The organism is Deinococcus sp. QL22 (assembly GCF_023370075.1).
In the GTDB taxonomy this organism is placed as follows: Bacteria; Deinococcota; Deinococci; order Deinococcales; family Deinococcaceae; genus Deinococcus.
Genome location: NZ_CP097149.1, coordinates 574,118 through 598,714 on the forward strand (window position 1 = coordinate 574,118; position 24,597 = coordinate 598,714).

Annotated in this window: 24 protein-coding genes; 8 read left to right on the forward strand and 16 right to left on the reverse strand. The window is 64.1% G+C overall.

The features are described 5' to 3' along the window. Nucleotides 1–31: 31 nt before the first annotated feature. The gene (locus M1R55_RS02755; RefSeq protein WP_019008300.1) at nucleotides 32–460 is read left to right on the forward strand and encodes a hypothetical protein; all 429 of its coding nucleotides are present in this window, start codon (nucleotides 32–34) and stop codon (nucleotides 458–460) included. A 67-nt stretch (nucleotides 461–527) separates the two neighbouring features. Here the strand turns inward: M1R55_RS02755 and mqnB are convergent, their stop codons facing one another. From mqnB to M1R55_RS02770, 3 genes are all read right to left on the reverse strand, one after another. After that, nucleotides 528–1,193 carry a futalosine hydrolase gene (gene mqnB, locus M1R55_RS02760; RefSeq protein ID WP_249393227.1) on the reverse strand — a complete coding sequence of 222 codons (666 nt, stop codon included), beginning with the start codon at nucleotides 1,191–1,193 and terminating at the stop codon, nucleotides 528–530. 89 nt (nucleotides 1,194–1,282) lie between these two features. Next, entirely contained in the window at nucleotides 1,283–4,150 is a 2,868-nt protein-coding gene (locus tag M1R55_RS02765; RefSeq protein WP_371827142.1) for a transglutaminaseTgpA domain-containing protein, read from the reverse strand. Between the two features lie 26 nt (nucleotides 4,151–4,176). Beyond that, nucleotides 4,177–5,148 (reverse strand): AAA family ATPase, encoded by a 972-nt coding sequence (locus tag M1R55_RS02770; RefSeq protein WP_371827143.1) that lies wholly within the window; start codon nucleotides 5,146–5,148, stop codon nucleotides 4,177–4,179. A gap of 91 nt (nucleotides 5,149–5,239) precedes the next feature. Between M1R55_RS02770 and M1R55_RS02775 the strand changes: the two genes are divergently transcribed. Then, nucleotides 5,240–5,785 carry a PolC-type DNA polymerase III gene (locus M1R55_RS02775; protein WP_249393228.1) on the forward strand — a complete coding sequence of 182 codons (546 nt, stop codon included), beginning with the start codon at nucleotides 5,240–5,242 and terminating at the stop codon, nucleotides 5,783–5,785. Nucleotides 5,786–5,891: 106 nt separating this feature from the next. On the opposite strand, the gene M1R55_RS02780 is transcribed toward M1R55_RS02775, so the two are convergent. Then, nucleotides 5,892–7,847, reverse strand: coding sequence for a phosphodiester glycosidase family protein (locus M1R55_RS02780; RefSeq protein WP_371827144.1), 1,956 nt, complete (start codon nucleotides 7,845–7,847; stop codon nucleotides 5,892–5,894). Between the two features lie 194 nt (nucleotides 7,848–8,041). Here M1R55_RS02780 and M1R55_RS02785 point away from each other — a divergent pair, with 194 nt between their 5' ends. After that, entirely contained in the window at nucleotides 8,042–8,527 is a 486-nt protein-coding gene (locus M1R55_RS02785) for a roadblock/LC7 domain-containing protein (RefSeq protein ID WP_019008294.1), read from the forward strand. A 115-nt stretch (nucleotides 8,528–8,642) separates the two neighbouring features. Then, nucleotides 8,643–9,233 carry an ATP/GTP-binding protein gene (locus M1R55_RS02790; RefSeq protein ID WP_019008293.1) on the forward strand — a complete coding sequence of 197 codons (591 nt, stop codon included), beginning with the start codon at nucleotides 8,643–8,645 and terminating at the stop codon, nucleotides 9,231–9,233. 326 nt (nucleotides 9,234–9,559) lie between these two features. On the opposite strand, the gene M1R55_RS02795 is transcribed toward M1R55_RS02790, so the two are convergent. The 5 genes from M1R55_RS02795 to M1R55_RS02815 form a co-directional block, all read right to left on the reverse strand. Next, a complete protein-coding gene (locus M1R55_RS02795; protein WP_249393230.1) occupies nucleotides 9,560–10,333 on the reverse strand; it encodes an ABC transporter permease in 774 nt (257 codons plus the stop codon). Then, nucleotides 10,333–11,271, reverse strand: a complete 939-nt coding sequence (locus tag M1R55_RS02800) for an ABC transporter ATP-binding protein (RefSeq protein ID WP_249393231.1) — start codon at nucleotides 11,269–11,271, stop codon at nucleotides 10,333–10,335. Before M1R55_RS02800 ends, M1R55_RS02795 begins: the two co-directional genes overlap by 1 nt. 308 nt (nucleotides 11,272–11,579) lie before the next feature. Beyond that, on the reverse strand, nucleotides 11,580–13,025 hold the full coding sequence (locus M1R55_RS02805; RefSeq protein ID WP_249393232.1) for a superoxide dismutase family protein: 1,446 nt from the start codon (nucleotides 13,023–13,025) through the stop codon (nucleotides 11,580–11,582). Between the two features lies 1 nt (nucleotide 13,026). Beyond that, entirely contained in the window at nucleotides 13,027–14,301 is a 1,275-nt protein-coding gene (locus M1R55_RS02810; RefSeq protein WP_249393233.1) for a sorbosone dehydrogenase family protein, read from the reverse strand. A gap of 152 nt (nucleotides 14,302–14,453) precedes the next feature. Next, a complete protein-coding gene (locus M1R55_RS02815; RefSeq protein WP_249393234.1) occupies nucleotides 14,454–15,365 on the reverse strand; it encodes a 1,4-dihydroxy-6-naphthoate synthase in 912 nt (303 codons plus the stop codon). 108 nt (nucleotides 15,366–15,473) lie between these two features. Between M1R55_RS02815 and M1R55_RS02820 the strand changes: the two genes are divergently transcribed. After that, a complete protein-coding gene (locus M1R55_RS02820; protein WP_249393235.1) occupies nucleotides 15,474–16,025 on the forward strand; it encodes a DUF6174 domain-containing protein in 552 nt (183 codons plus the stop codon). A 63-nt stretch (nucleotides 16,026–16,088) separates the two neighbouring features. Here the strand turns inward: M1R55_RS02820 and M1R55_RS31725 are convergent, their stop codons facing one another. The 3 genes from M1R55_RS31725 to M1R55_RS02830 all read right to left on the reverse strand — a co-directional run bounded on the left by M1R55_RS31725 (nucleotide 16,089) and on the right by M1R55_RS02830 (nucleotide 18,901). Beyond that, nucleotides 16,089–16,214: a hypothetical protein gene (locus tag M1R55_RS31725; RefSeq protein WP_256566009.1), complete on the reverse strand. Its 126-nt coding sequence runs from the start codon at nucleotides 16,212–16,214 to the stop codon at nucleotides 16,089–16,091. Nucleotides 16,215–16,361: 147 nt separating this feature from the next. Then, a complete protein-coding gene (locus tag M1R55_RS02825; RefSeq protein WP_249393236.1) occupies nucleotides 16,362–17,078 on the reverse strand; it encodes an aminotransferase class IV in 717 nt (238 codons plus the stop codon). Beyond that, complete coding sequence (locus tag M1R55_RS02830; RefSeq protein WP_249394109.1) at nucleotides 17,063–18,901, reverse strand: chorismate-binding protein; 1,839 nt, start codon at nucleotides 18,899–18,901, stop codon at nucleotides 17,063–17,065. Before M1R55_RS02830 ends, M1R55_RS02825 begins: the two co-directional genes overlap by 16 nt. Nucleotides 18,902–19,099: 198 nt before the next feature. On the opposite strand from M1R55_RS02830, the gene M1R55_RS02835 reads away from it, so the two are divergent. Continuing rightward, nucleotides 19,100–19,570: an Rrf2 family transcriptional regulator gene (locus M1R55_RS02835; RefSeq protein WP_249393237.1), complete on the forward strand. Its 471-nt coding sequence runs from the start codon at nucleotides 19,100–19,102 to the stop codon at nucleotides 19,568–19,570. A gap of 27 nt (nucleotides 19,571–19,597) precedes the next feature. Here M1R55_RS02835 and M1R55_RS02840 read toward each other — a convergent pair whose 3' ends face one another. Next, on the reverse strand, nucleotides 19,598–20,302 hold the full coding sequence (locus M1R55_RS02840; RefSeq protein WP_249393238.1) for an N-acyl homoserine lactonase family protein: 705 nt from the start codon (nucleotides 20,300–20,302) through the stop codon (nucleotides 19,598–19,600). Nucleotides 20,303–20,356: 54 nt separating this feature from the next. On the opposite strand from M1R55_RS02840, the gene M1R55_RS02845 reads away from it, so the two are divergent. Further along, complete coding sequence (locus M1R55_RS02845) at nucleotides 20,357–20,716, forward strand: DUF952 domain-containing protein (RefSeq protein WP_249393239.1); 360 nt, start codon at nucleotides 20,357–20,359, stop codon at nucleotides 20,714–20,716. A gap of 45 nt (nucleotides 20,717–20,761) precedes the next feature. Then, a complete protein-coding gene (locus M1R55_RS02850) occupies nucleotides 20,762–21,871 on the forward strand; it encodes a quinone-dependent dihydroorotate dehydrogenase (protein WP_249393240.1) in 1,110 nt (369 codons plus the stop codon). A 16-nt stretch (nucleotides 21,872–21,887) separates the two neighbouring features. Here the strand turns inward: M1R55_RS02850 and M1R55_RS02855 are convergent, their stop codons facing one another. From M1R55_RS02855 to nirD, 3 genes are all read right to left on the reverse strand, one after another. Next, nucleotides 21,888–23,177, reverse strand: a complete 1,290-nt coding sequence (locus tag M1R55_RS02855) for a hydroxyacid-oxoacid transhydrogenase (RefSeq protein ID WP_249393241.1) — start codon at nucleotides 23,175–23,177, stop codon at nucleotides 21,888–21,890. Nucleotides 23,178–23,323: 146 nt separating this feature from the next. Then, a complete protein-coding gene (locus tag M1R55_RS02860) occupies nucleotides 23,324–24,157 on the reverse strand; it encodes a uroporphyrinogen-III synthase (RefSeq protein ID WP_249393242.1) in 834 nt (277 codons plus the stop codon). Then, on the reverse strand, nucleotides 24,136–24,513 hold the full coding sequence (gene nirD / locus M1R55_RS02865; RefSeq protein WP_249393243.1) for a nitrite reductase small subunit NirD: 378 nt from the start codon (nucleotides 24,511–24,513) through the stop codon (nucleotides 24,136–24,138). Before nirD ends, M1R55_RS02860 begins: the two co-directional genes overlap by 22 nt. Nucleotides 24,514–24,597: the final 84 nt, after the last annotated feature.

Sequence of the window (24,597 nt, forward strand, 5' to 3'; positions counted from 1 at the left end):
CCGAAAGACTTGCCGCGCTACCTTAGACTGTATGACCAACCCCGCCCCCCAACAATTCAAGAGCGCCCGCAGTGGCCGGTACGTGGTTCCCGGCTGGATGAATCTGGTGCCCGGCCAGAGCGACAGCGTGGAAATCCAGCTCAATATCGAAGAAAAGGATCTGACGCGCGAGCAGGCCAGCCTCCTCATCGAGTATTGGGCCACCCCCACCGACCTGACCCTGCAAAGTGTGCTGCCGGTGCGTGCCTTTACTGCCGCCCCCGAAGGCTGGTGCGTGTTCGTGCCCGCGCAGGGCCGCGTCTTGGTGCGGGCCATCGATCCTCAGCCCAATCCACCTGTGTTGGCGAGCCACTGGATCAACGTCGATCCCCAGACGCCCCCCGGAACCACCGTGCATGTGCAGGTCAACTTCCCTGTTGCTCCCACGCCCGTGCAGAACCTGTTCCTGAACCGCAACTGAGGGTGTGGGAAGTGGGCGGTAGGTTGTGGCAAAAGCCCTGCCTACCGCCCACTTCCTATTCCTTTCTCTACCACCCCAGCAACGCCTCCACGCCCCGCCTTGTCGCGGCCAGAGCCTCTCCCAACTTCCAGGCGGCCCGGTCACGCGGCCCCACCGGATTGCTGATGCCGCGTATTTCTATCGCAGGCACACCGCAGCGCAGGGCCGCCTGCGCTACGCCTGCACCTTCCATGCCCTCGCAGACTGCACCGGGAAAGCGGGCGGCGAGAGCGTGGGCCACAGCCAAACTGCCCGTGACCGTGGACAGTGTGAGGGCCGGGCCATAGCCGACGCGCAGGCTGGAAAGGTTCAGGCGTTCGGCCAAAGCCTGTGCGCCGCGCCATGCCGGAAATATTCCTCCATTGAGCTGATCAGAGGGCTGATCGGGCTGCACGCTGAGGCCCAATTCGTCTAGCGACAAAAAGGTCTCCTGACCGGGCAGGCCGTCCACCGCGCCCAAGTCGGCCTGTGCCATCAGGCTCGATACAGCGAGGTCGCCGGGATTCAGGCCGCTGCCCGGATACGCGCCGCCGATTCCGGCACTGACGACCAGATCGAACGGCTCCTGCATCAGCTCGTGCTGGGTGGTCAGGGCTGCCGCCACCGCGCCCACGCCGCACACCACCACATGCGCGGGCACGCCTGCCAGCCTCGCCGCCTCGCCCGCTGTGGCTACGATAATCAGGACTTTCATGTGGGGTCAGTATGCAGCAGAAGAAGTATGGGTGAGGGGCAAGAGCGTCTCAGGGTCAAGGGTCTGAGAACGGGTGCGCGTTTGGAGAATCAGCGCCGCACTTTCCGCACCAGCACCCGCAACTTCTTCGCCCCTTCTGCCGAGGCTTCCGGCGAATAGCGGGCCTCGTGGTAGGCACTCAGGAAGGCACTCAGCGATTCCGAGGACTGGGGCCAACGCTGCTGCACACGCGCTGCGTAGGCGCTGGCGGTTTCTCCGGGGGCGCGGGGCAGGCGCAGGCGCACCGTCAGGTCGTGCAGGGCGCGGGCGGCGGGGTCACGGGGGCGTGCAGCGCGGCGGGCCACCAGCAGCGCGGGTACAAAGGCCAGAGCAATCAGCGCCAGCACGGCCAGCAGATAAGGTGCGGCCCCCACCTGTCCCAGCCCCACGCGCCCCAGCAGGCTGCGTTGTTGCTCGCCGTTGTAGCCCACCACCGTATCGTTCCAGCGGTTCTGAAGGGCGTCTACGCGCAGGCGCAGGCGGGCAAAGGTACCGATGGGCGCGGCTTGGGTAGCATTCGGGCGGGTCAGCGCAGTGCTGAGGTTGGTGTTCAGGCGGGCGGGGGCCACCACTGCTGTCGGGTCTATTCGCGTCCAGCCGCGCCCGGCCAGCCACACTTCGACCCAGGCATGCGCGTCTTGCTGGCGCACGATCAGGTAGCCGCCGTCCGGGTTGATCTCGCCGCCGAGGTACCCGCCCACGATCCGCGCAGGCAGGCCCGCCGCCCGCATCAGGAAGGCGAAGGCGCTGGCATAATGCTCGCAGAATCCGGTGCGAGCACCAAATAAAAAGGCATCTACGCGGTCTTGTTCGGGCAAGGTGGGCGGGCTGAGGGTATACGTGAAACCCCCCGCTTGCAGGTAGTTCAGGGCGGCTTCTATCCGCGCCGCCGGGGCCAACCCAGTCCAACTGGCCGCCAGGTCGCGGGCTCGTGGACTCTGGCCCACAGGCAACAACAGATCGTAATTCAGGCGTTCGGGGCTTTCCTGTACGCCCAGGCGGGCACTGCGGCCCCGGATGGCATAGCGGGCGCGAGTGCTACTGGGGCGCGGATTCACGGCCTGAAACGCCGTAGACAGGAACGCGCCGGGCGGCAGTTCGGTGGGTACGTCCAGCGTCAGCAGCCAGGGTTTACCGTTGGGTTCCAGCGTCAGGGTGTAGACGCTTTCCGGGCCAGTCGGCTCGATGCTGGGCGACGCACCCCGCAGCCGCGCCTGTGTCCATGCCAACCCGTCGTAGCTTTCGAAGACCGGGCCGCGCCAGTAGCGGTCTTGAGGCGCAGGCAGGCCAGCACTGAAATCGGCGCGGAAGGCCACTGCATTGCTGCGGGCCAGATCGCTAAATTCTCCGGCGCGGATTTCGTCCGACAGTCCTGTTTGGGCGCGGCCCTGCAGGGGCAATTGCCACAGCGGGCCGTCTGGACGGGGAAACAGCACGAACAGCACCAGCATCAGCGGCAGCGCCAGCGCCACCACTTTGCCCGCTGTTCGGACTGGGCCGGGTTGTGTATCGGCCTGACTGTTCGGTACCACCCACACGCCCGCCACCGCCAGCGTCAGGATCACGCTGAGGAGGGCGTGCAGGGCGACGAGTGGCCCCTGCCCATGCAAAAAGTGCGTAAACGTGACGAACAGGCCCAGCAGCACCAACAGCCGGGCGTCGCGCACATTCCGCGATTCGGCGGCTTTGAGGGCCACCAATAATCCGAGGAGCGCCGTGCCCGCCTCACTGCCCAGCAGCGTGCCGTATTCGGCGTTCAGCGCTACCGCCGCTAGGCCCGCCGCGATTCCCAGCAGCCAACTGGGAAGGGGACGGACGCTCTGTTTAGACTGGACTGGACGAGTCTGCAACGCGGTGTAGCCCAGCAGCAGGGCCGTCAGCAACGACACCCACACGGGTTGGCGCAACACTCCCGGCACGAGGGCCACCGCCAGCCCGAACAGGGTGAAACGTAGGGCGGCAGCGGGCAGGATTGGGGGAACACGGGGAACTTTGGCAGCGGATGATGCGGGGGGCGGAGGCGCGGGCAACGGCTCATGCAGCGCCAGAGCCGTGAGTGCCGCCCGTGCGTGGGCTTCTCCAGCCGCCACAGGCAGCGTGCGCCCCGGCAGGGTCAGGCCGAAGGGAAGGCCTACCGCCCGCGCCGCGCTGATCCAGGCACCTAGCCGTGAGAGGCGGGCCTCGGTGTTGCCCAGCGCCGAGGTGTCGGCCCAGTCAAACATCAGCGCCGTGCCTGCCGGGGCGTCGAATTCGCGGGTCAGCAGCGTGCCTGTGCGGGCGGCGTGCTTCCAGGACACGAGGCGCGGCGAGTCTCCCGGCACGTAGGCCCGCAAGCCCGAAAAATCTTCGGTACCAGTGGTGCGGGTCAGGCCTTCGCCCGCAGCCCCAGTGCGGCGCGTGGGCGGCGTGGGTGCGCCCTGTTCCGGGGCCGGGAAGACGGGGGGCAAGACATCCAGCCCTACTTCGGTCAGCGGCAAAACCTGCACCCAGCGCCATAGGCCGAGGCTGTCGTGAGCAGCGATCTGCACGCGGGATAGGGTCAGCGGGCCACGTGCTTGGGGTGGCAGGGGCAGGGTAAAACGGCCCGCTGAATCCGCCGGAGTGCGTCCAGTGGCGGCTATCGCTCCCAGCCGCACTTCAAACGGCGTGCCTGCCAGTCCCGTCGCCTGCCCGGTCAAGGCCGATTCTGTTCCGGCGAACACTTCGCCCGGTGCGTCCAATCTGACTCTTAGTGCACGCCCCCCCCGCATCGCTTGCCCGGCGGTGACCGCCCACACGCCTGCCAGCAGGAAGGTTGCGCCGTAGCCGAGGCTCAGGCTGTAATTCACGCAGCCCACCAGCGTCAGCAGGGTCAGCAGCAGGAAGCCGAGGCCCATGCGGGTGGGGCGCAGGTGGTACGACAGGACGGATTTAGACACGGCAGACAAGGGCAACAGCCGCCGCGTCAGGGAATCGGCGTGTCGGCCAGCAGGCGGGCCATCACGTCCCCGATCCTTGCGCTGGGGTCGCGCACGGGCAGGCGGTGGGCGGCCAGTGCCGGAAAGATGGCCTGCACGTCTTCGGGCAGCACCATGCGGCGGCCCGCCAGATAAGCCCACGCTTTGGCGGCGGCCAGCAGCGCGAGCAGGGCACGTGGACTCAGGCCCGCCGCGAGTACCGCATGCTCACGGGTGGCGCGGGCCAGCAGTTGCAAATAATCCAGCAGCGGGGCCGCCGCGTGTACAGCGTCTACCTCGCGCTGCATGGCGGTCAGCAGCGGGGCGTTCAGCACGGGCGGCAGGTCGCGCACGGTCAGCACCCGCCCGCCCGTTTCCAGCAGTGTGCGTTCGGCGCGGGCGTCAGGATAGCCCAGAGTGACGGTCAGCAGGAAGCGGTCTAGCTGTGCTTCGGGGAGCGGCGACGTGCCCACGAACGCCGCCGGATTCTGCGTGGCAATCACAAAAAAGGGGTCGGGCAGCGGGCGCGTGACGCCGCCTTCACTGACCTGCCGTTCTTCCATCGCCTCCAGCAAGGCCCCCTGCGTTTTGGGCGTGGCCCGGTTGATCTCGTCGGCCAGCAGCACTTCAGAGAAAATGGGGCCAGCATGGTAGCGGAACTCTGCGGCGGCGGCGTCCCACACGCTCACGCCCAGCAAGTCGGTGGGCAGCAGGTCTGCCGTGAACTGCACCCGCCGGAACGCCAGCCCCATCGTGCGGGCAAGGCCGTGTGCCAGCGTGGTTTTGCCCACACCAGGTTGGTCTTCTATCAGCAGGTGCCCCCGCGCCAGCAGGCAGGCCACCGCGAGTCGCACCTGATGACTTTTGCCCAGAATCACGTTGTCCAGTTGCGCGAGGGCGGCGGCCAACGCCTGACTGTGCATTGTCTGTGACCCGGTAGACGCAGACCCGGTAGAGAACGAAACGGCAGCACGAGTCATATGCCCAGCAGCCTAGCCGCCCGCCTCTGACAGAACTGCGACATAAGGCATGGGTCAATCCCGCAGCCCGCCACGCGCTACGCTAGGCCCAATGAACGTTGTCGTGTTTGACCTTGAGACCACTGGCCTGTCGCCCGAACGGGACGGCATCGTAGAAATCGGTGCGGTGAGAATCGTAGACGGGCGCGTGGATGAGAGCCAGAAGTTTGAAACGTTGGTGCGGCCCACCACTGAAAGCGGCAGCACCTTGCAGATTCCGTGGCGGGCGCAGCAGGTTCACGGCATCTCGGACGCGATGGTCAGGAGTGCGCCCACCATCGCGCAGGCGCTCCCCGACTTTTTGGCCTTTGTGGGAGAGTCGCCTGTGGTGGCCCACAACGCGCCCTTCGACAACGGCTTTGTGCGTGTGGCGGCGCGTCGGGCGGGCCTGACCTGGGCACCTCCCACCGAATACTGCACCGTGCAGCTGTCACGCCGCGCCTTTCCCCGCGAACGCGCCCACAATTTAGGAGTGCTGGCCGAGCGCCTGAATCTGACTTTTGCCGAGGGAGGCCGCCACCGCTCATTCGGGGATGTGCAGGTGACGGCGCAGGCGTTCGTGCAACTGATGGAGCGGCTGAAGGTGGGGAGTCGGTAGGAGAAAAGCTGTCTCAGGGTCTAAGAACAGCATTTATCCTCCCCTCCAACGGAGGTTCACCCAAAAGCTCAGCAGGCATCGCAGCCTTAACCTCGGCCCAACCCCCTCAGCGGCGCGACAATTCCGGCGACACGGGGCTTGGCAACACGGGAGCCGTGCGGGGCACAAACACGATGGCATTGGGCACGGGGCGGCTCCAGACCGTATTCAGGTACGCGCCCAAATTGGCATACCCGCCCGTCAGATAGGCTGTGGCGCTGCTGCCACTGTCGAGCCGCACGGCGTCGCGCACGCCTGCTCCAGCCAGGGCTGCGGCGAACACTTCGGGCGTGCCGTGTTCGAAGTAGGCGATGGTGGTTTGCCCGCCCATGACGCCCAGCGCCACTTGCCGGGTCGCCCGCCACAGGTTGGTGCCTGTATCGAACATCTCGCGGGCCGGGTTGAGAGCCACCTGACCGGCCTGCACCAGCAGCGGCCCCGCGCTCAGGGCGTCGAGGGCGGTATTCCACGGCGCGTCGTCGGCCCGCCAACTCAGGGTGGTCTTCAGGGGCTGCCCGGCGGTGCGCGGCAACAGTGGAAAACGGGCAGGGTCAAAAGTGACGGTCAGGGTTCCGGCAGGCGGCTTGACCCGCCCTGTCAATGCGTTCAGCACCGTGCTGCCGCCCAGACCTATATACAACGTGGTCAGGCTGTCCGCGCCCACAGGCGTGCTGCCATTGCCCACAAAGGCGGTGAGCAGATCGGGCCGGGGCTTGCTGCTCACGCTGTTTACGGTCAGGCTGCCAAACGGCCCGGTCAGCAGGTAGCGCGGCTTGGGATACCCAAAGAGGGTGCTGCCCTGCGCAGTAAAGCCGATAGTGGCGCGGCGTTCCAGACTGGGGGCCGTCATCAGGCCGCCCGCCACCACCAGATCGACGGGAAGCGCACTGGCGGGGTCAAAATACCCGCCGTTCACGCCTGCCACGCCGCCCACGCCGCGTACCAACGCGGCCACATCCGACGCCTTGCCGCTAGGCGCACTTACCACACGCGGCTGATACAGGGCCGAGTCGAAACTCAGTAGGTGCAGCATTCCTTTCTGGCGGTAGGTAACGCCAGTGGGCAGGGCGTCCGGGTCAATCGGCGGCGGCACAGAGGAATCAAGTTGCGTGGTCGTATCGATCACCACTCGGTCTGGGTTGTCCAGCGTAAACAGCGTGCTGATGCCGCCGCCCGTGTTCAGGCGCACGGTGGTTCCGGCGTCGCTCGGCTCCACGCTCAGGCGGTCTCCGGAAGGCAATTCCTGCGCGCTGGCGGTGGCGCTCACGCGGGGCAGGGTCACGCTTAGGCCCGCTTTCTCGCGCACGACGGTGTAGGGGGCGAGGCCGCTCAGTTCCAGCACCACACGCTGCACCTCTACTTTTCGGTGCAGGGTTCGGCTGACCCGCACCGTATCAAGGTGGGCCAGGGCAGGCGAGGCCGGATTGATGGGCTGAACAATGATGGGCTGAATGGCGGGCGGCGTGGGCACAGGCCTAAGCTCGGTGAGTGGAGGCGTGGTTGGCGGCATCGGCGTGGCAACAGGTAGAGTTGGAATTGCCGCCACAGGCGAAGGCGGAAGCGTACTACTCGGCACCACAGCGGGCGCGGCGAAATCCAGCACATCCGGCGCGTCGGAGAGCAGGCGCACGCCGAGCAATTGCAAGGTTTGCAACGAGATATACAGGCTGCCGTTCACGATTTCGGGTGCGGGCAGAGGCGTGGTCAGTGCGAAGCCTAGGACTACCCATCCCGTCCCCCCAGCGTCGGCAGGGCGGTAACGCAATTCGCGGTTGCCGTACAGCAGGCGCACATCACGCGGATCGTTGCGCACGCTGACGCCCACGCGGGGTAGCGTCCAGACGGCTATGTATTCCACGCTGCCCAGCACCCGCGTTTCCAGCGCCGCACTTTGCAGCACGCCCCCAATCGCCACCGGACGCGCCGCTGCCTGACCACTGGTCTGCCCGGCTGCACTGGCCGCCAACACCAGCAGCGTCAGCCACAGTCCGCGCCTGCTTGCTTTCTTCTGCACTCTGCTCACACGCAACCCTCTCACGCGGGCGAGTGTACTGTTCGGGTGCTGACTGCCGGGTGAGGAAGGCCGCACCCCCCCCAGCGCCCCCATTTAAACCGTGCCGAATAACCTAGAAACGCGCCCGAGCCTGCAAGATTTCTCACGTTATTTTCAAAAACGTCAGAAGATTGTGCCGGACGCCTCCTATACTGCAAAGCGTCATGATTGAACCCTCACTTGCCCTGTACGGAGACGCATTTGCCCGCGTTGACCGGTTATTAGAGGAACTGCTGGAGGTCACCGGCGTCCGTTATGGGCTGCTGGTAGACCGTAAAGGCTTCGTGTTGTCTCATAAGGAGGCGCTCTGGGCACCTCGTCCGCCTGCGCTGGACAGTGTGGCGACGCTGGTGGCCAGCAACGCCGCCGCCACAGGCGCACTCGCCAACATGTTGGGTGAGCGCACCTTCAGCGAACAGACCCATCAGGGCGAGAACGGCACCCTGTACGTGGAATCGGTGGGCGATCAGGCCCTCCTGACCCTGATTTTCGACGTGGCTGTGCCGCTGGGCAAGGTCAAGGTGTACGCCCGCAAATCCATCGTGCAACTCGCCGCCATCCTGGAAGAACTCAAAGATATTCCGCCCGTGCAACTGGATTCGGACTTCTCCAAAGGGGCCAACGCCCTGCTTGACGATCTCCTCGGATGACCCCCATGACGCTGTCCCTCACTCAGCTTTTCATTGTGCTGGATTTGTCCGCCCGCCTCCTTTCCCCTCACCCGCGCCAGTGTCTTGACCTGCGCCCGCACCCGGAGGCTCCGCTGTGAGTACCATCAACTTTGCTGCCCGCGAAATCAATTGCAAGATCGTGTACTACGGCCCCGGCATGAGCGGCAAGACCACCAACCTCAAGCACGTGTTCGGCAAGGTTCCGGCCCACCTGCGCGGCGAAATGGTCAGCCTCGCCACCGAAGACGAGCGTACCCTGTTCTTCGATTTCCTGCCCCTCGACCTCGGCACCGTGCAGGGCTTCAAAACCCGTTTTCACCTGTACACCGTGCCCGGTCAGGTGTTTTATAACGCCAGCCGCAAACTGATTTTGCGCGGCGTAGACGGCATCGTATTCGTGGCCGACAGCGCCCCCAACCGCTTGCGGGCCAACGCCGAAAGCATGCGCAACCTCCGCGAAAACCTCGCAGAACACGGCATCGACGTGCGCGATGTGCCCATCGTATTGCAGGTCAACAAGCGCGACCTACCCGACGCCCTCCCCACCAATATGATCCGCTCCGTTATCGATCCCCGTCAGGAACTGCAACTGTTCGAGGCCACCGCGCACCTGGGCGGGGGCGTGTTCGAGACGCTGAAAACCGTGAGCCGTTTGGTGCTGGAACGCCTGTCGCAGAATAAGTAAATTGGTTGTAAAAAGCGATAGGAGTTTGGAGTTGTGGCCCTGCCGAGTTGGTGGGGCCTTTTTTGGGGCGTTGGGTGGAGAAGATGGCTTGTGAAAGGGTAATCGCGTTGCTCACTCACCCCCTCCCAATCACTCCCCTCTCCCAGCCAAGGGTGATGAGCTAAAAACCTTAGATTCTTGCTCTTGCTTTTAGCCCCCTTGTGAGACTCGCAGAGGGGGCTACGAGGGCACGAACCCGCCGCACCCATCCCCAAAAGAGAAACCCCCACCCGAAGGCAGGGGCACAACTCCAATCTTTATCCGTTCCCACTCACCACTTACAGCCCTCAAACATCCCGGCGGTCAAAGGCGAACACCGCCATCAGCCCAAATCCCACCGTATAGATGATCAGCAAAATCAGTGGCTGGGTGATGTCGGTCTGTTGGGCGTACAGGTTCAGGTGGCTGGTGAGCAGCACGCGCTGGATGGTGTCGGGGAAGACAACCAACAGGCGCATCAGGTTCAGGGCGGCAAAAGTGGCGAGTGCAGCGGCGGCAGTATTCAGTAGCAGCACGCCGAACAGCAACGCGAGGGCGGCAATCGGCATCAGCATCACGGCGGCCAGCAGACTGCCGCGCAGCACCTCGGCCAACGCCGCATTGCTGGTCAGGGTACCCACGCCCACAAACAGCCCCGGCCCCATGCCCGTACCGCCCGCAAATTCCCCAAAGCCTCTGGGAATGCCCGCCAGCAGCGATCCTATGACCGTAATGGAGATCAGCAGCACCGGATACGACAGGGCCACGATCAGTTTGCTGGCAATGACGGTGGTGCGTTCCACAGGGCGCAGCAGTAGAGGCGCGAGCGTGCCCTGACTGACTTCCGTGCCGATCATTTCGGCCACCGTGACGGCAATAAACAGCGGAATCAGGAACTGCACGGCGATGCCGATACTGATGGCGGGAATCTGCCACCCGCTGACCACGGCCACCTTCATCAGCACCTCCAGGCGAGGAGCAAAGGCCCACAGCAGCGGCAGCACAAAGCACACGAGCAGGGCAAGGCGGGCGCTGCGGGAACCGAGCAGTTTCAGGAACTCTAGGGTAATCAGGGTCAGCATCAGGCTTGCTCCACGCGCTCGCGGTAGTACTCGTACAGGTCGAAATGGTCAGGGCTGGCCTCGAAGACCCGGATGCCCTCGTTGCTGAGGTGCGCCAGAGCGTCGGGCACGCGGGATTCTCCGCCCAGATACGCGATGGCGTAGGGCGTGCGGGTGGTGACCCGGCGCACGAACGGCAAGCGCTCCAGCGCCGAGGCCGCGCCCACCGGATCGTCTACCCGGAAGCGGTAAGCCGCCTGCCGCGCCCGCAAATCCACCGTGTCTACCATGCGCCCGCCCGTCAGAATGCCCACCGTATGCGCGTAGGTGGCAATTTCGCGCAGGTGGTGGGTACTGAGGATCACGGCGCACCCACTGGTGGCGAGGCTGGTCACGATGCGGTGAATCAGGCCGATGCCGAGGGGGTCGAGGCCGCTGGTGGGTTCGTCCAGAATCAGCACTTTGGGTTCGGCCAAAATTGCCGACGCCACGCCTAGCCGTTGCCGCTGCCCCAGCGAAAATTCCTCCACCTTGCGGTCAGCCATGCGGGTCAGTTCCAGCAGGGCCAGCACTTCCCGAATGCGGTCACGGCTGACTTTGCGCCCGCCGGGAGCCATCGCCGCAAGGTTGGCGTGGGTTTGCAGGTTCTGAGTGCCCGTAAACTGCGGGTAAAACTTGGCCGGAGCCTCTACGACTGCGCCGAGGTAAGCGCGGGCGCGGGTGCCATCGGTGTGCACGTCGCGCCCCAAGAGCCTCACCTCGCCGTCGGTGGGAAAGGCCAGGCCGGTCAGGCAGCGAATGAGGGTGGTTTTGCCTGCACCGTTGGGGCCGGTCAGGGCATACACTTCGCCTGCCTTTACGGTCAGGTGAACGTCTTCGAGGATGGTATTGGAACCGTACCGCTTTACCAATCCGCGCACCTCGATGGCCGGAAGTGCGGGCGCGCCTTGCTTAGTCACCCCTTTAACCTAACCTAATACACTCCACCAAGTTCTTACACTGCCCCCTACACCCGTCCAGAGCATGAAGGGCGAGCCGGGAAGAATTGCAGTAGGGAGCAGGTTGATGTGCTAGGGGGCTGGTGCTTGGTCTAAGGGTTTGGGGTTGAAGAGGCCATGCTCAAGAGCGCGGGCAAGCGGGGATTCACCTTCCGACTCAACGTTTTCAAAGTGCAGTAGAACGCGGAATCAGTATCAGTCGCCTCAAATAACACACGAGCCGGAAGCATCAGCCCCGGCTCATGGTTGATCTGAGTTCTCTTCCTGGCTTAGAAGGCTTTAAACCGTGTCAGACGGAAGGGTGTTTCTGGTGTGCCGCCTATCAGTTTGTCCAGTTGGCTCTGTGTGACCACCACGTCACCGTCCACTGCCGCCAGCGTGGCGGGAAAGCGTAGGCCTTGCAGCGGTTCTTCTGCAACCAGTGTACCCGTGCCCGAATCGGCGCTGAGGGCTACTTTGCTGACCACGCCCATTGCATTGCGGGCCACGTACAGCGTGCGCGGGTCGGCGGGATTGAGCAGGATGCCGTCGCCACGGGTCAGGCCGCCCATCACTTTTTTCACGGCTTTGGTTCGCAAATCTATGCGCCACAGGTCGCCCGTGTTCAGCTGCATGGTCAGCAGGTAACGGCCATCAGGGGTTGCCAGAATGCCGTTCAGGTTGATGCCGGGGCCGTATTTGATGGGCGTATTGCCCAAATCCAGCCACGCGCTCAGCTTCAGGTCGGGCGACACCCGGAAAATCACAGGGCGGGTGGAATCGGTGACGTATACGCTGCCGTCTGCGGCGGGCGCGAGGTCGTTGATATACGGGTTCGGACTCTTGGGCGTTTCCAGAATAGCGACCGGGAAACCGTCGGGCCGTAACACGCTGACCGTGCCTGTCGCTCCGCCCGCCACCCACACGCGGCTCTGGCTGTCTACCTTCAGGCCCAGAGCGCTGCTGCGGCCCAGAGCTCCGCCTTCGCTGAACAGGTTCACCGTTCCGCTGGTCGGGTTGACCGTGTAAATAGCCCCGGTGGCGGCACTGCCCGTGTACAGCACGCCCCTTTTGGCGTCATACGCCACGCCTTCTGGGTAGGTTTGTACGCCCGGCAGCGGGTAGTCGCGGGTGTTCAGGCCGACGCGAACAATGGTGCCGCAGCGAACGCGTGCGCCCGTCATGCCCGATGGATCGCTTTTGTAGTCGTCGGGCTTTTCGTGAATGATCAGGGTACGGTTGAGGATGCCGTCCATGCCCGTCAGGGAAATCTTGTCGGACATGAACGAGGCGCGGCCCACGCCGTCTGCGCCCACCGTCAGCATGGGCAGATCGCCCGAGTGCCCGTACTTGTTGCCCGCTTCGGGGCTGTCATGGTTGCGGCTCATGCCGGAATCGAAGTGGGGGCCAGCTGCGCCGAACGGCACCACTCTGTTCACGGCAGGGTCGACTCCGGGCAAGCATTTACGCGTGTCATGCACGTGCATGCCGTGCTGCCCCGGCGTCAGCCCCCGCGCTTCTACGGTTACGGCCACTGCCGTCCCCGCCTGCCGGAAGGTGGCGAGGCCGCGCACCTGTCCCTGCTCGTCGGTGATGGCCGCATTGGCGGTCAGGGGTGTGGTGGCGGGGGCCATCATCTGCACCATTTCTGCGCCGCCCGCCGCCGCGAGACCCAGTGTGAGTACGCCCAGCGTCGTCCATCTCAGCCGTTTCAACCGTGTTTCAGTTCCCCGCATTTCAGTTTCCCCCGGTGTAGCGCACGCGGTAAATCACGCCGCTCTGGTCATCGGTAAACAGCAGGCTGCCGTCGGTGTACTGGGCCACGCCTGCCACCCGGCCAAACTGCTTCCACTCGCCGTTTTCCTCGAACACGAAGCCCGAAATAAAGGGCGTGATGGCGGTGGGCTTGTTGGCGGCGTCAAAGTTCACGCGGGCGATTTCGTAGCCACTGGGTTCCGAACGGTTCCACGATCCCCGGTAGGCCACGAAGGCGTCGTTGCGGAATTCGGTGGGAAACTGCGTGCCCGTATAGAACTTGGCGTCGATGGCTGCCGCGTGCGCCGTGTAATTCAGGGTGCTGCCCTGCGTGCCCGCGCAGTATTCGGCTTTGGTGATCTTGCCGGGAATGTTGCCCACGTTCACGTAGGGATCGGGCTGTTTGTCGCCGTAGCAAAAGGGCCAGCCGTAGTTCTTGCCGCGCAGGATCACATTCAGTTCTTCGGGCGGAATGTTGTCGCCGTGCCAGTCGCTGCCCTGATCGAAGCCGTACAGGGTCTTGGAAATGGGGTGCCAGCCAAAGCCGATGGTATGGCGCAGGCCGCGTGCAAATACTTCCCGAATCTGACCATTGGGGCTGATTCTGAGCATGGTCGCTTCTTCGGGGTTTAGGGTGGGGGCGTCGTTGTTGGTCGACCCGAATGTGGCGTACAGGAAGCCGTCCGGCCCCCAGTGAATCGTGCGTGCCGGGTGCTGGCCCGCATCGGGGAAGCCGTCGGCAAACACGCGGGGCACGCTGAGGGTACCGTCCTTCGCCATCGTCATGACCCAGATGGTTTTCTCGCCCACAACGTACAGCTTGCCTTCTTTCACGTCCATGCCGTGCGCGGCCTTGAGGTTCTGGGCCACCTGCTTGCGCTCCACGGCCTCGATTTTGCCGTCGTTGTTCACGTCTTTCAGGTACCACACGTCGTTTTGTTGACGGCGCGTCAGGTAAATACCGCCGTCAGGCATCACGTGCATCAGGCGGGCGTTGCCTAACCCGGTCGCCATCACGCTGAGGGTAAAGCCCTGTGGCACGGTGAGGCGCTCGAGCTTATCCATCGTAAATTCCAGCGGCGTCGGCTCGTTGCGCGTGGCAGTCACGGTCACGGGGCGGTCGGGCGGCGCAATCGGGCGCGGCTGTACGGGCGGCAGCAAGGCGGGTGGGGGCTGCTGGGCAAACGTGGTAGAGGTCGGGCCAAAACTGGCAAAAGCAAGGGCCGCCGTCAGAGCGGTCAGAAAGGGTGTACGCATGTTGTGAAGCCTCCTGACCAGCAGCATCACATACGCCTGAAATGCTCAAACCTGTGTTCTGACACCTTCTGAGCGCCACTTAAGCCTCTTCTCAAAGCTGAGTTGAGGCGAGCTTAAGCATCTGCACGTATTTATACAGGACAGGTGGTTTGTTATAAATTCGGGCCGGAAGAAACGAACAATGGCAGGTCTGAATCTGAAACTGCCCCCACAGCTACAGCGCGGCGGTGAAGCTCCTGCACGGCGCGTTCGCCTTCCTCACCCACATCCAAACTGAACTCATTCACGTACAGGTCAATATGCGCCCGCATCACTTCCTCCGACATTTCGGAGGCGTGGGCGCGGATATATTCGGTGGCGGCCTGCGGGTGGGCGTAGGCGTAGTCCAAACTCTGGCGCACGGCAGTATTCAGGTTCCACTGCAACTCGGTGGGCAGGTCGCGCCGCACCAGAATTGCGCCCAGTGGCAGTGGCAACCCGGTTTCGCCTTCCCACCACGCGCCCAGATCCAGTACTTTGCTGAGGCCGTGCTGTGGGTAGGTAAAGCGCGACTCGTGAATGATCAGGCCCGCGTCTACGGCCTGGCCTTCCCACTCGCCGCGCTCCACAGCGGGCATCACGGCGTCGTAGCGCATTCTCAGCACCTTCACGTCGGGATACACGGCCCGCAGGAGCAGTTCGGCGGTGGTCAGTGCGCCGGGAGAAGCCACCACCTTTCCATTCAAATCCATGTCGCTCAAATCCGTTCCAGCCGTTCCATTCCGCGCCACCACCAGCGGCCCCACGCCCCGGCCCAGTGCGCCGCCTGCCCGCAGCGCCACATATCTGTCCATCACGCCAAAATAGGCGCGGTAGCTGATTTTGGTCATCGGCAGGCGGCCCTGCACGGCCCAGTCGTTCAGGGTTTGCACGTCTTCCAAAATTTCGGTTACAGGCACGGGCGACGGCGTGAGGCCCGCGTACAGTGCATGAAAAATAAACGTGTCGTTGGGACAGAACGAATAGCCCAGTTGGAGTGAATCCAGTTGCAGGACGGCGGGCGAGGCGGGGGCGGCGTCGGTCATGCGGTCAGGGTACGCCCACAGCGGCGGGGCAATGGTCTTCAGGTTCGCTCAAGACGGCAGACATGATTCATCAGCGGCCCGTCACGCGGGTTTAGGTACGCTGGGTGCATGATCCGTTCCGTGTTGATCCGCAGTGGGTTGCTGGCGGCGCTGGCCCTGAGCCTAGGCGCGTGCATGAACCGCCCGATGTCTACCAACTCCGGCAGCGCGGAGCCAACAGCCCAGCCACAGCCTGGCGCCGCCTGCGTAGAGGGCTACACCCGCCCCGACTTTGCCCGCCTGAACGCCGACCTTAGCGCCGCCCGCACCCGCTGGCAGGCCGCCGCCATCTCCAACTATGCCTACGATTTTGCCCAGTACGCCTTGCCTGTGCGCTTTCCCGCCGTGCGCGTCACCGTCAGTGGCGGGGCAGTGCAGAGTGTGGCCCTTAAAGCGGGTGAGGAGGGCGAACCCTCGGCACAGGCCCGCGCTACCGTTGGCGACCTGTTTCAGAATATTGCCGATGCTCTGGCCTATCAGCAGGCCCAGCCTTGCCCAGCCGTGGAAGCCGAATACGACGCGCAGGACGGGCATCCGACGCGGCTGTATAGCGGGATTAAGGAAGCCAATAGTGCAGACGGGGAAGGGGAGTGGAATGTGACGGGGTTTGCGCGGCGCTGAGGGGATAGGTTCTTGGCCTGCTCCCACGGTTTCCCCCACCCCCCAGCCCCCGCCCCAAAGGGGTCAGGGGAGTTTGTCGCTGCGCTCGGCAGGAGTGATCTTGTCGCGTCCATACTCGGCTAGATCGTTCTTCTGAACCGGAATCGCCAGTCGTCTTTGAACTGGAATTGGCCCGCGCGTTGCACGCACGACGGCCTCACACGGAATTGGGCGGGGAGAATCTAAGGTGGCGGAGTCTAGGGTTGTAGCTCCTCACCCTTGAGGGGGGAGGTTGGGAGGGGGTGAGTGAGCGCCAGCGATTACCCTCCTTCCCTTCCTTAGACCCTTAGACTCGCCCTACTCCGGCCAAACCAGCCCCGCTACCTGTACCTGCGGCCACTGCACAGGCAATAGGAGTCGCAGCCCCGCCCCCGTGATTTCCTGCACAGGCACGATGCCCACGCCTGCGCCACAAATCCAAGCGCGGGTCACCTCGGGTAACTCGGCGGCAGCGACAGGCCGCGTTTCATACTCCTGCCCATCTAAAAAGGTGGCGCGGGTCAGGCCCGGTAAGCCGCCCGCCGGTAGCACCAGCCGCCCGCCGATTTCCAGCAGCGGCGAGGTGCGCGAGCCATCTACGACGTGACCAGTTGCATCCAGCAACCAACCCTCAAATGCTCCGGCAGTGGCGGTTTGCTGGGCAGCGAGGCGGTAGGGTAGATAGTTTCCGGTTTTGTGCGCGGCCAATTGCGGGTGCGGCTGGATGTCGGTCAGGTGAATATGGACGCCAGCAGCCGGGCGCGGGCCGGGTGCCAGCGGGCGGTGCAGCGCGAAGCTTCCGCCCGCTGTAGCGGTGATACGCAGGAGACCCCAGGCGAAAGTTTCCAGTTCCGGCACCTCAGATTCCGGCGTGGGCAGGCCCAAGAAGGCGCAAGTCCCCGCCAAACGCGCCCAGTGTGCCGCCCAGTTCAGCGCCGCCCCGTGCCGCGTCCGAACCGTGGTAAATGCCGAGGCTCCATGCAACCAGGCCGGATCGTCCAATAGGGCAGGCAGGATGTTCACTGGTGTTCCCATGCCCGGCTCATCTTCAGCCAATTACCCAGCACCACCCGCCCAAACGGACTCAGGATACTTTCGGGGTGAAATTGCACGCCCCAGGCAGGCGCGTCGGCAGCGTGCAGGGCCATAATTTCTGAACTGTCGGCACTCCGGGCGCTGACCAGTTCAGGGCGCAGGCTCCGCACCACCAATGAGTGATAGCGGCCAAATTCTGCGCCGTCTGGAATGTCTGCAAATAGCCCTGTTCCCCTATGCTGCACGGCTTCCGGGCGGCCATGTACAGGCGCGGCCCGTTCTACTTTGCCCCCCAGAATTTGCCCCAACGCCTGATGACCGAGGCACACGCCCAACAGCGGAATTTGCCGTTCCAGACACAACCGGGTCAGGGGCAATGTGCAGCCGCTGGAATCGGGTGTGCCGGGGCCAGGGCCGACCAGCACGGCGTCAGGCCGGGAAGCCAGCAACGTTTCAGCCAGCTCATCCTGCGAACGCACGTCTACATGTGCGCCCAGCACCCATAGATCATGGGCCAGATTCCACGTAAACGAATCCTGGTTGTCCAGCAGCAACACACGCAGGCCCCTGCCCGCAGACGAGGCTGCTGGGGGCGACTGCCACGCCCGCCCTGACACCGGCAGGGCTGGAGCCTGCGCCGCTCGCCCCGGCACATCGGCCAGCACGCCCAAAAGCGCCTGGGCCTTATGAACTGTTTCCCGCGCTTCGGCGTCGGCGTCGGCATCTATGACCGTGCCTCCGCCTGCCCGCACCGCTACCGTCCAGCCTTCAGTATCTTGCACAAAGGCAGCCGTGCGAATCAGGATGTTCAGGTCTACCCGCGCCCCTGATACGATCCCGACGCCGCCGGTGTACCAGCCACGCGGCCCCGGCTCCAGCGCCCGAATCGCCTCCATCACACGGGCTTTGGGTGCGCCGGTAATCGTGCCGCCGGGAAAAGTGGCCGCCAGTACGTCGCGCAAACTGATGCCGGGGCGGGCGGTGGCCGTCACTTCCGACACCAGATGCATGACGTGGCTGTAGCGTTCCACCAGCATCAAGTCGGGCACGGCCACCGTGCCAGCCACCGCCACTGCGCCCAGATCGTGACGCACCAGATCGACCAACATCGTGTGTTCGGCCTGTTCTTTGGCGCTGGAACGCAGTTCGGCTTCCAGTGCGGCGTCCTCTGCGGGTGTGTCGCCGCGCCGCCGCGTGCCTGCAATCGGGCGGGCCGACAACGTATCGCCCTCCCACAGCACCAAACGTTCGGGGCTGCACGACACCACCACTTCTGACCCCATATCTAAGAACGCCATGAAGGGGCTGGGATTCACGTCCCGCAGGCGCAAATAGGCCGCCAGAGGATCGCCCGCCGCCGCCGCCCGCACCCCCCGCGACAGATTCACCTGATAGACCTCGCCCGCCCGGATCAGGTCTTGCACGGCCCGCACACCGTCCGGATAAGCCACATCATCGGCTCCGAATGGCCCTACATGCAGCGCCGGAACTGAAGCTGGGGCGTGGGCCAGCACCGCCGCCCAGTCCACATGCCCCGCCTCACCCACCACTGTCAGCGTGCCTGCCTGTCTGTCCCACACCAGACCGCTGGGATAGAAGCCCCACCAAGCTGAAGCGCCGTCTGAGCCGTGTGTCTCCAGCCCAAACTCCCGCGCCGCCTCATATTTCAGGCCACCCAGCCATGCCGGGAACACTTCATCCCCGCTGAGCTGTGCGGGCAATTGGGTTTGCACGCGCGCAGGCCAAGCGCTCAGGTAGGAATAGCGTCCATAGTCTACCTCTGGCCCCAGCGATTCCAGCAGCACCATGCCCGGCGCGTGCATGGCCCGCAGGCGCAGCAGCACGTCTGCCGGAGTGGGCAGCGTTCCGGAAAGGACAGATGGAAGGACGGCGGCGTGGGACACAGGGGAAGTGTAATGGGTTGTGGCGGGGATAAGTTGCTGTTCGCTGTCCACGGGCTCTGTCACCTATCCGCGCTTAATGTCCTATTTCTTGTACGGCTTTCCGGGTAAACTAACCTCATGTGGGTTTCGACCAAAGCGCAATACGGACTTCGTGCCCTGATTGAGATAGGCCGCCGGGGCGGGGAGGCCGTGCCGCTCAAGGATGTGGCCGAGCGCCAGGGCCTTAGCCAGCATTATCTGGAGCAGATCGCCAGCAACCTGCGCCGGGCCGGGTTTATTCGCAGTATTCGCGGCGCACACGGCGGTTACCGTCTGGCGCGGGCGGCGTCGGCCATCAATGCCTACGATGTGGTCACGGCGATGGAAGGCAGCATTGCCCCCGTGTCGTGCGTAGAGGACAACCATGTGTGCGACAGCCAGAACGTGTGCGGCACGCAAGACCTGTGGTACCGCGTAGACGCCGCCCTACGCGACGTATTGGGTGGCACCACACTGGCCGATTTGATAGAGCAGAGTGACCGCCAACAGCACGCCCGTTTGGTGCAACTGGAACCCATGCGGCCTGACGTACTGGGATTGGGCGGGTAGAGGGGACGGCTAGAGGGACTGGCCCCCTCAATCGTAATACTCCGGCAGCGTTTTCAGCCCTGCCCACTGTGCTTGGTCGTGCCCGAAAATGACCAGCCCGATCTGCTCGCGTTCCACCAGATCAAGCAGCTTGATGGTGCTGACGCGGATTGCCTCGGCGTCCGGGTTGCTTCCGTCATCCTGCTCGTCACGCGTGAAGTCTTTGCCGAAGGAAACTGCGTCTATGGGCAACAACACCGTCCCTGTATTGGGCAGCCGCACCAGTACCGATTGATGGCCCGGCACATGCCCGCTCGTCTCGATCAGCTCCAGCCCCGGTAACAGCTCCATATCTCCGTCCACCAGCCGGACGCGCTCTGGGGGCTGATCCCATTCGGGCCGAGTGGCCGCAAAACGGGGATTGGTCGCCGCGTCCAAATGATGCACACGCTGAACCACGTACTGCGCTGCCCTGAAGGCCGCGTGTCTTCCGGCATGGTCAAGATCGTAATGCGTCGAAATGACGGTATCAATGTCGTCTGGTGTCAGGCCAATGCTCGCCAACTGTAGGGTCACGTCCTGCCCATTCTCGAAGTCGGAGCCTTCTTCCGGGATGATCTCTGGCAGGCCAGTGTCGATCAGGACATTGTGGCCGTCCTCCATCTGCACCAAGTAGCACACAATCGGAATCTGGTACTCCGGCATGCCTCCTACCTGCATCAGATACAAACGCTTCACAGCATTCTGGCTCATCTGTTCCTCCCTGAAACCAAATATAGGTTTTCGTCCCTGCAACCCGAGGTCTGAATGATCGTTCATATCACCACCCGCTCAGCTTGGGCGCAGGCACAGCACATCGGCCACTATAGCCATCCCAGTCTCGTTATAGACGACTCTATTCATTGCTCCACACCAACCACCGAGCAGGTTATCGCCGTCGCCAACGCTTATTTCTTGGGCCAGCCTTATCTCATCTTGCTGCACATCGATCCCGAACGGCTCACCTCAGCACTCAAGTCCGAGGAATACGAGGACAGTGGGCTGTTTTTCCCGCATGTGTACGGCCCTATCAATCTGGACGCTGTTCTCGCGGTGGCCGACTTCCTTCCCGCGCCAGATGGATTGTTCTCACTTTCCAGTCTGACTGGGTTGACCGAAACCCTGTGATGTGTTCACAGGAGTTCTGACCCTCCACGCTCTATCCTATGGCCCGTGTACCGCCAAGCCCTCCGCCCGCTGCTGTTTCGTCTGGATGCCGAGGACGCGCATCACCTGAGCCTGAACCTGTTGCAGGCAGCTTCCAGCATTCCGCTGTGGCCTGCGCTGGCACGCGGCGTCACGCTGCCCGGTGCGGTGCAACCGCAGTTGGCGCAAACGCTGTGGGGGCGCACCTTTGCCTCTCCGGTGGGGTTGGCAGCGGGCCTGGATAAAAACGGTGTGGCCGTCCCTGCCTTTGGCGCAATGGGCTTCGGCTTTCTGGAAGTAGGCACGGTGACGCCGCTGCCGCAGCCCGGCAACCCACGCCCGCGCCTGTTCCGCCTGCCGTCCGACGGCGCACTGATCAACCGGATGGGCTTCAACAATGCGGGAGCAGAAGCCTTACAACAGCGTCTGGCAGGGGAAAAACGGCCTGTGCCTGTCTGGGTCAACATCGGCAAAAACAAGGACACGCCCAACGAAGAAGCCGCGCAGGATTACCTGAAATGCGTGCGGGCGCTGCATGCGGTGGCCGATGGGTTTGTCATCAACGTGAGCAGCCCCAACACGCCGGGACTGCGTGCCCTACAGGAAGCCGCAGGCTTGGGAGCGTTGGTGCGGGCTGTGCGGGAAGAAGTGGAGGCGCAAAGCGGGGGCGAGACAGGCCGGGTTCGTGGAGGCCGCCGCGCCCCGCCCGTGCTGGTCAAGCTGGCCCCCGACCTGCACCCCGCCGACTTTGAGGCCAGCGTGAACGCCGTGCAGGAGGCGGGCGCAGACGGCCTGATCATCAGCAACACCACCCTCAGCCGCACCGGACTCACGCACGCCCACTCTGCCGAGGCGGGCGGCCTCAGCGGGGTTCCTCTGGCCCTCCGCAGCACCGCGCTGATCGCCGACGCCTACCGCCAGACGCGGGGCCGCCTGCCGATTGTGGGTGTGGGCGGCATTTTTACCCCCGACGGGGCCTACGCCAAAATCCGCGCCGGGGCCAGCCTGATCGAGTTGTATACAGGCCTGATCTACGAAGGCCCGCTGCTGCCCGCCCGCCTGAACCGCACACTGGCGCAGTATTTGCAGCGCGACGGCTTTAAGACAGTGGCGGAAGCGGTGGGGGTAGGGGAATAATCAGCAGTTCCATTCCTTACGACGGCCAATTTTCAAAGCTCGCTGCAAAAATTCCTTCAAGATCCTCTGCAGTAGGCATCCGGGGCGCAACCGCCAGTAACCGCTGCTGCTTCAGCGCCCCGTCCACGAGTGCAGGCAAATCGGCGGGCACGTAACCCAGAGCGTGTAGCCCAGACGGTGCGCCTACATCACGCATCAGAGACAAAAGGGCGTTGGGAAGCGCGTCCCAGTCATCCGGCGCATAGGTTTGCCCGGTCAAGAAGGTGGCGGCCTGAATGTGCCGTGCAGGGCTGGCCCCAAAGGTAAACCGGAAGGCGGCGGGGGCGGTCACGATGACCGAAAAGCCGTGCGGCACGAAGGCATGGTCGGTGGGATAGCCGGGCGACTGGAAGCTGTGGCGCAGGCCCGCAATCGGGTAGGCGCAGGCGTGCGGAATATGCACCCCCGCCGAGCCGAAGCCCACGCCTGCCATCGTCGCGCCCAGCATCATGAAGCCGCGTGCCTCGGTATCGTGGCCGTCCTGCACAGCGCGGCGCAGGTAGTCTCCGCCCCAGCGCAGGGCCTGACCCGACCATAAATCGGCCACCGGATTGCTGCCCTGATACGGCGGACGCTCGGCGGGCGTGGCGGGGCGCGGCCTCGTGGTGTAGGGGCGGCTCAGGAAACTTTCGGCAGCGTGGCAGACCACATCCAGCCCGGCGGCAGCGATGACCTGAGGCGGCGCGGTGCGGGTCAATTCCGGGTCTACGATGGCCTGCGAAGGCCGCAGCAGCCGATGACTGATGCCCGATTTTACGCCCAGTTCAGGCAGATCCAGAATGGCGACGGTGGTGGCCTCTGACCCGCTGCCCGCCGTGGTGGGAATAGCCAGCAGGGGCATCAGCGCCCGCGTGGGCTGACCGCCTGCGCCGATGGGCGGGTTCACGTAGTCCATCACCCCGCCCCCGCACGAGGCCAGCAGATTGGCAACTTTGGCCGTGTCTATGGCGCTGCCGCCGCCCAGCGCCACGAACCCATCGGCCCCACTGGCCCGCGCCGCCGCTGCCGCCCGTTCTAAACTCTGCAAATCCGGCTCCACACGGATATCCGAAAAGAGGATCAGTTCCGCGCCACTTTCCCGCAACTTGTCCAGCACCGCCTGCCCCGCCGCCTGTTCCAGCAAGGCCGGATCAATCACCACGAAGGCCCGCCGCACGCCCAACCGCGCCAGTTCCCAGCCTGCTTCTGCCGCCGCTCCCGGCCCAAACTTGATGGGGGTGGCTTCGACGGTAAAGACGGTTTCGAGGGGAGATGGGGCATGGGTCATAGAATTCCTCCGGGGCAGCGCTGTTGGGGTAGGTTGTCGCGTTTCCGGCAGGCTAGCACCCGTGCAGTGCCAAGGAATTGCCCGTCTGGGCATGGCAGACGGGCGGGGGTGATTAGGTTTGTTTTGAGAGCGATTGCTTTGCCTACCTAGCCGACTTTTCCCAGTCGCCCACGCAGCAGCGCGGGGCCGTGTTCGGCAGCGGTGCGAACCAGAATGCCCATCTTGTGCGGGTTGGCCTCCAGATCAATTCTCAGGCCCAGTTCGGCGGCACTCTCGCTGCACGCGGGGCCGATGCTGACGACCACCATCCGGCGAATCGCGTCGCGCAACTCGGGCTCCAGGTTCATGCGGGCCGCAAATTTCAGCAGATGCAAGACCTGTGTGCCGCTGGACAGCAGCAAGATGTCCTGGCCGCCGAGCACAGTCTCGCGGATGGCGTGAGCCAGTGGCGCGGTGTCGGCGGGGAAGGCGCAACGGTACACCGGAATGCTGGTCACGCGCAGGCCCGCGTGCTTGAGCGTGTGTAGCATGGCCGGGGGCGTGGCGTCGCCGTATTCCAGAATCACAGCGTGCTGACCGGGGGCCAGGGTGGCAATCAGGTGATCCTGAATCTCGTGCCAGGTGCAGGGCTTGGGCACACTCACCCCGGTCAGGCCAAAGGTTTTAAGCGCCTGCATGGGCTTCGTGCCGCGTGCCACCATCGGAACACGTTGCAGCGTCTCCAGATGCTGTGGATTCAGGGCCGCCAGATCGCGTAGGAACAGTTTGCTGCCCACGCCCGTCATGCAGGCCACCGCGTGAATGTCGCCCGCCGCCAGCCCCGCCTCAAACTGGGTCAGGTGGGCGCTCAGATCCAGCTTCTGCTCGCGCATGCTGGGGGCCACCATCGCCACGCCGCCGTATTTGCCGATCAGGGTCGCCATTTCCTCGGAGCGCCGGGACTCCAGGCTCAGTACCCTCAGACCGCCAAACCAATCCATACGTCACCCCCTTTGGCGCGGGCCGCATACACGGGCAGGCGCAGGGCGGGGTCGTCCAGACTTACGCCCGTTTCCAGGTCAAAGGCGTGCTTCAGCAGCGGCGAGGCCACCTTGAACCGCAGGCCGTCTACCGCCGTGTAACTGCCGGTCAGCCCGCGAGACAGCACATTGGCGCTGGTGTAGGGATCGTGGTTGCCCACTGCAAAAATCCGGTCTGCACCTCGGTAGGTCACGCGGAACACAGCCACCTGAGCGCCGTCTACGAGGGCACACACGCCCGCACCGGGCAAAATATCGTCGAGCTTGCACACGCGAACCCAGGCGGTAGACGGAGAAGAAAGGGTGAGGGTCATCATGGCTCCTTTTGAAATTGGGTGAGCTTTGGTGAAATCTGGACGCTGGGACACAGGGCAAAAAGCTGGTCTAAGGGTCGAGGGTCT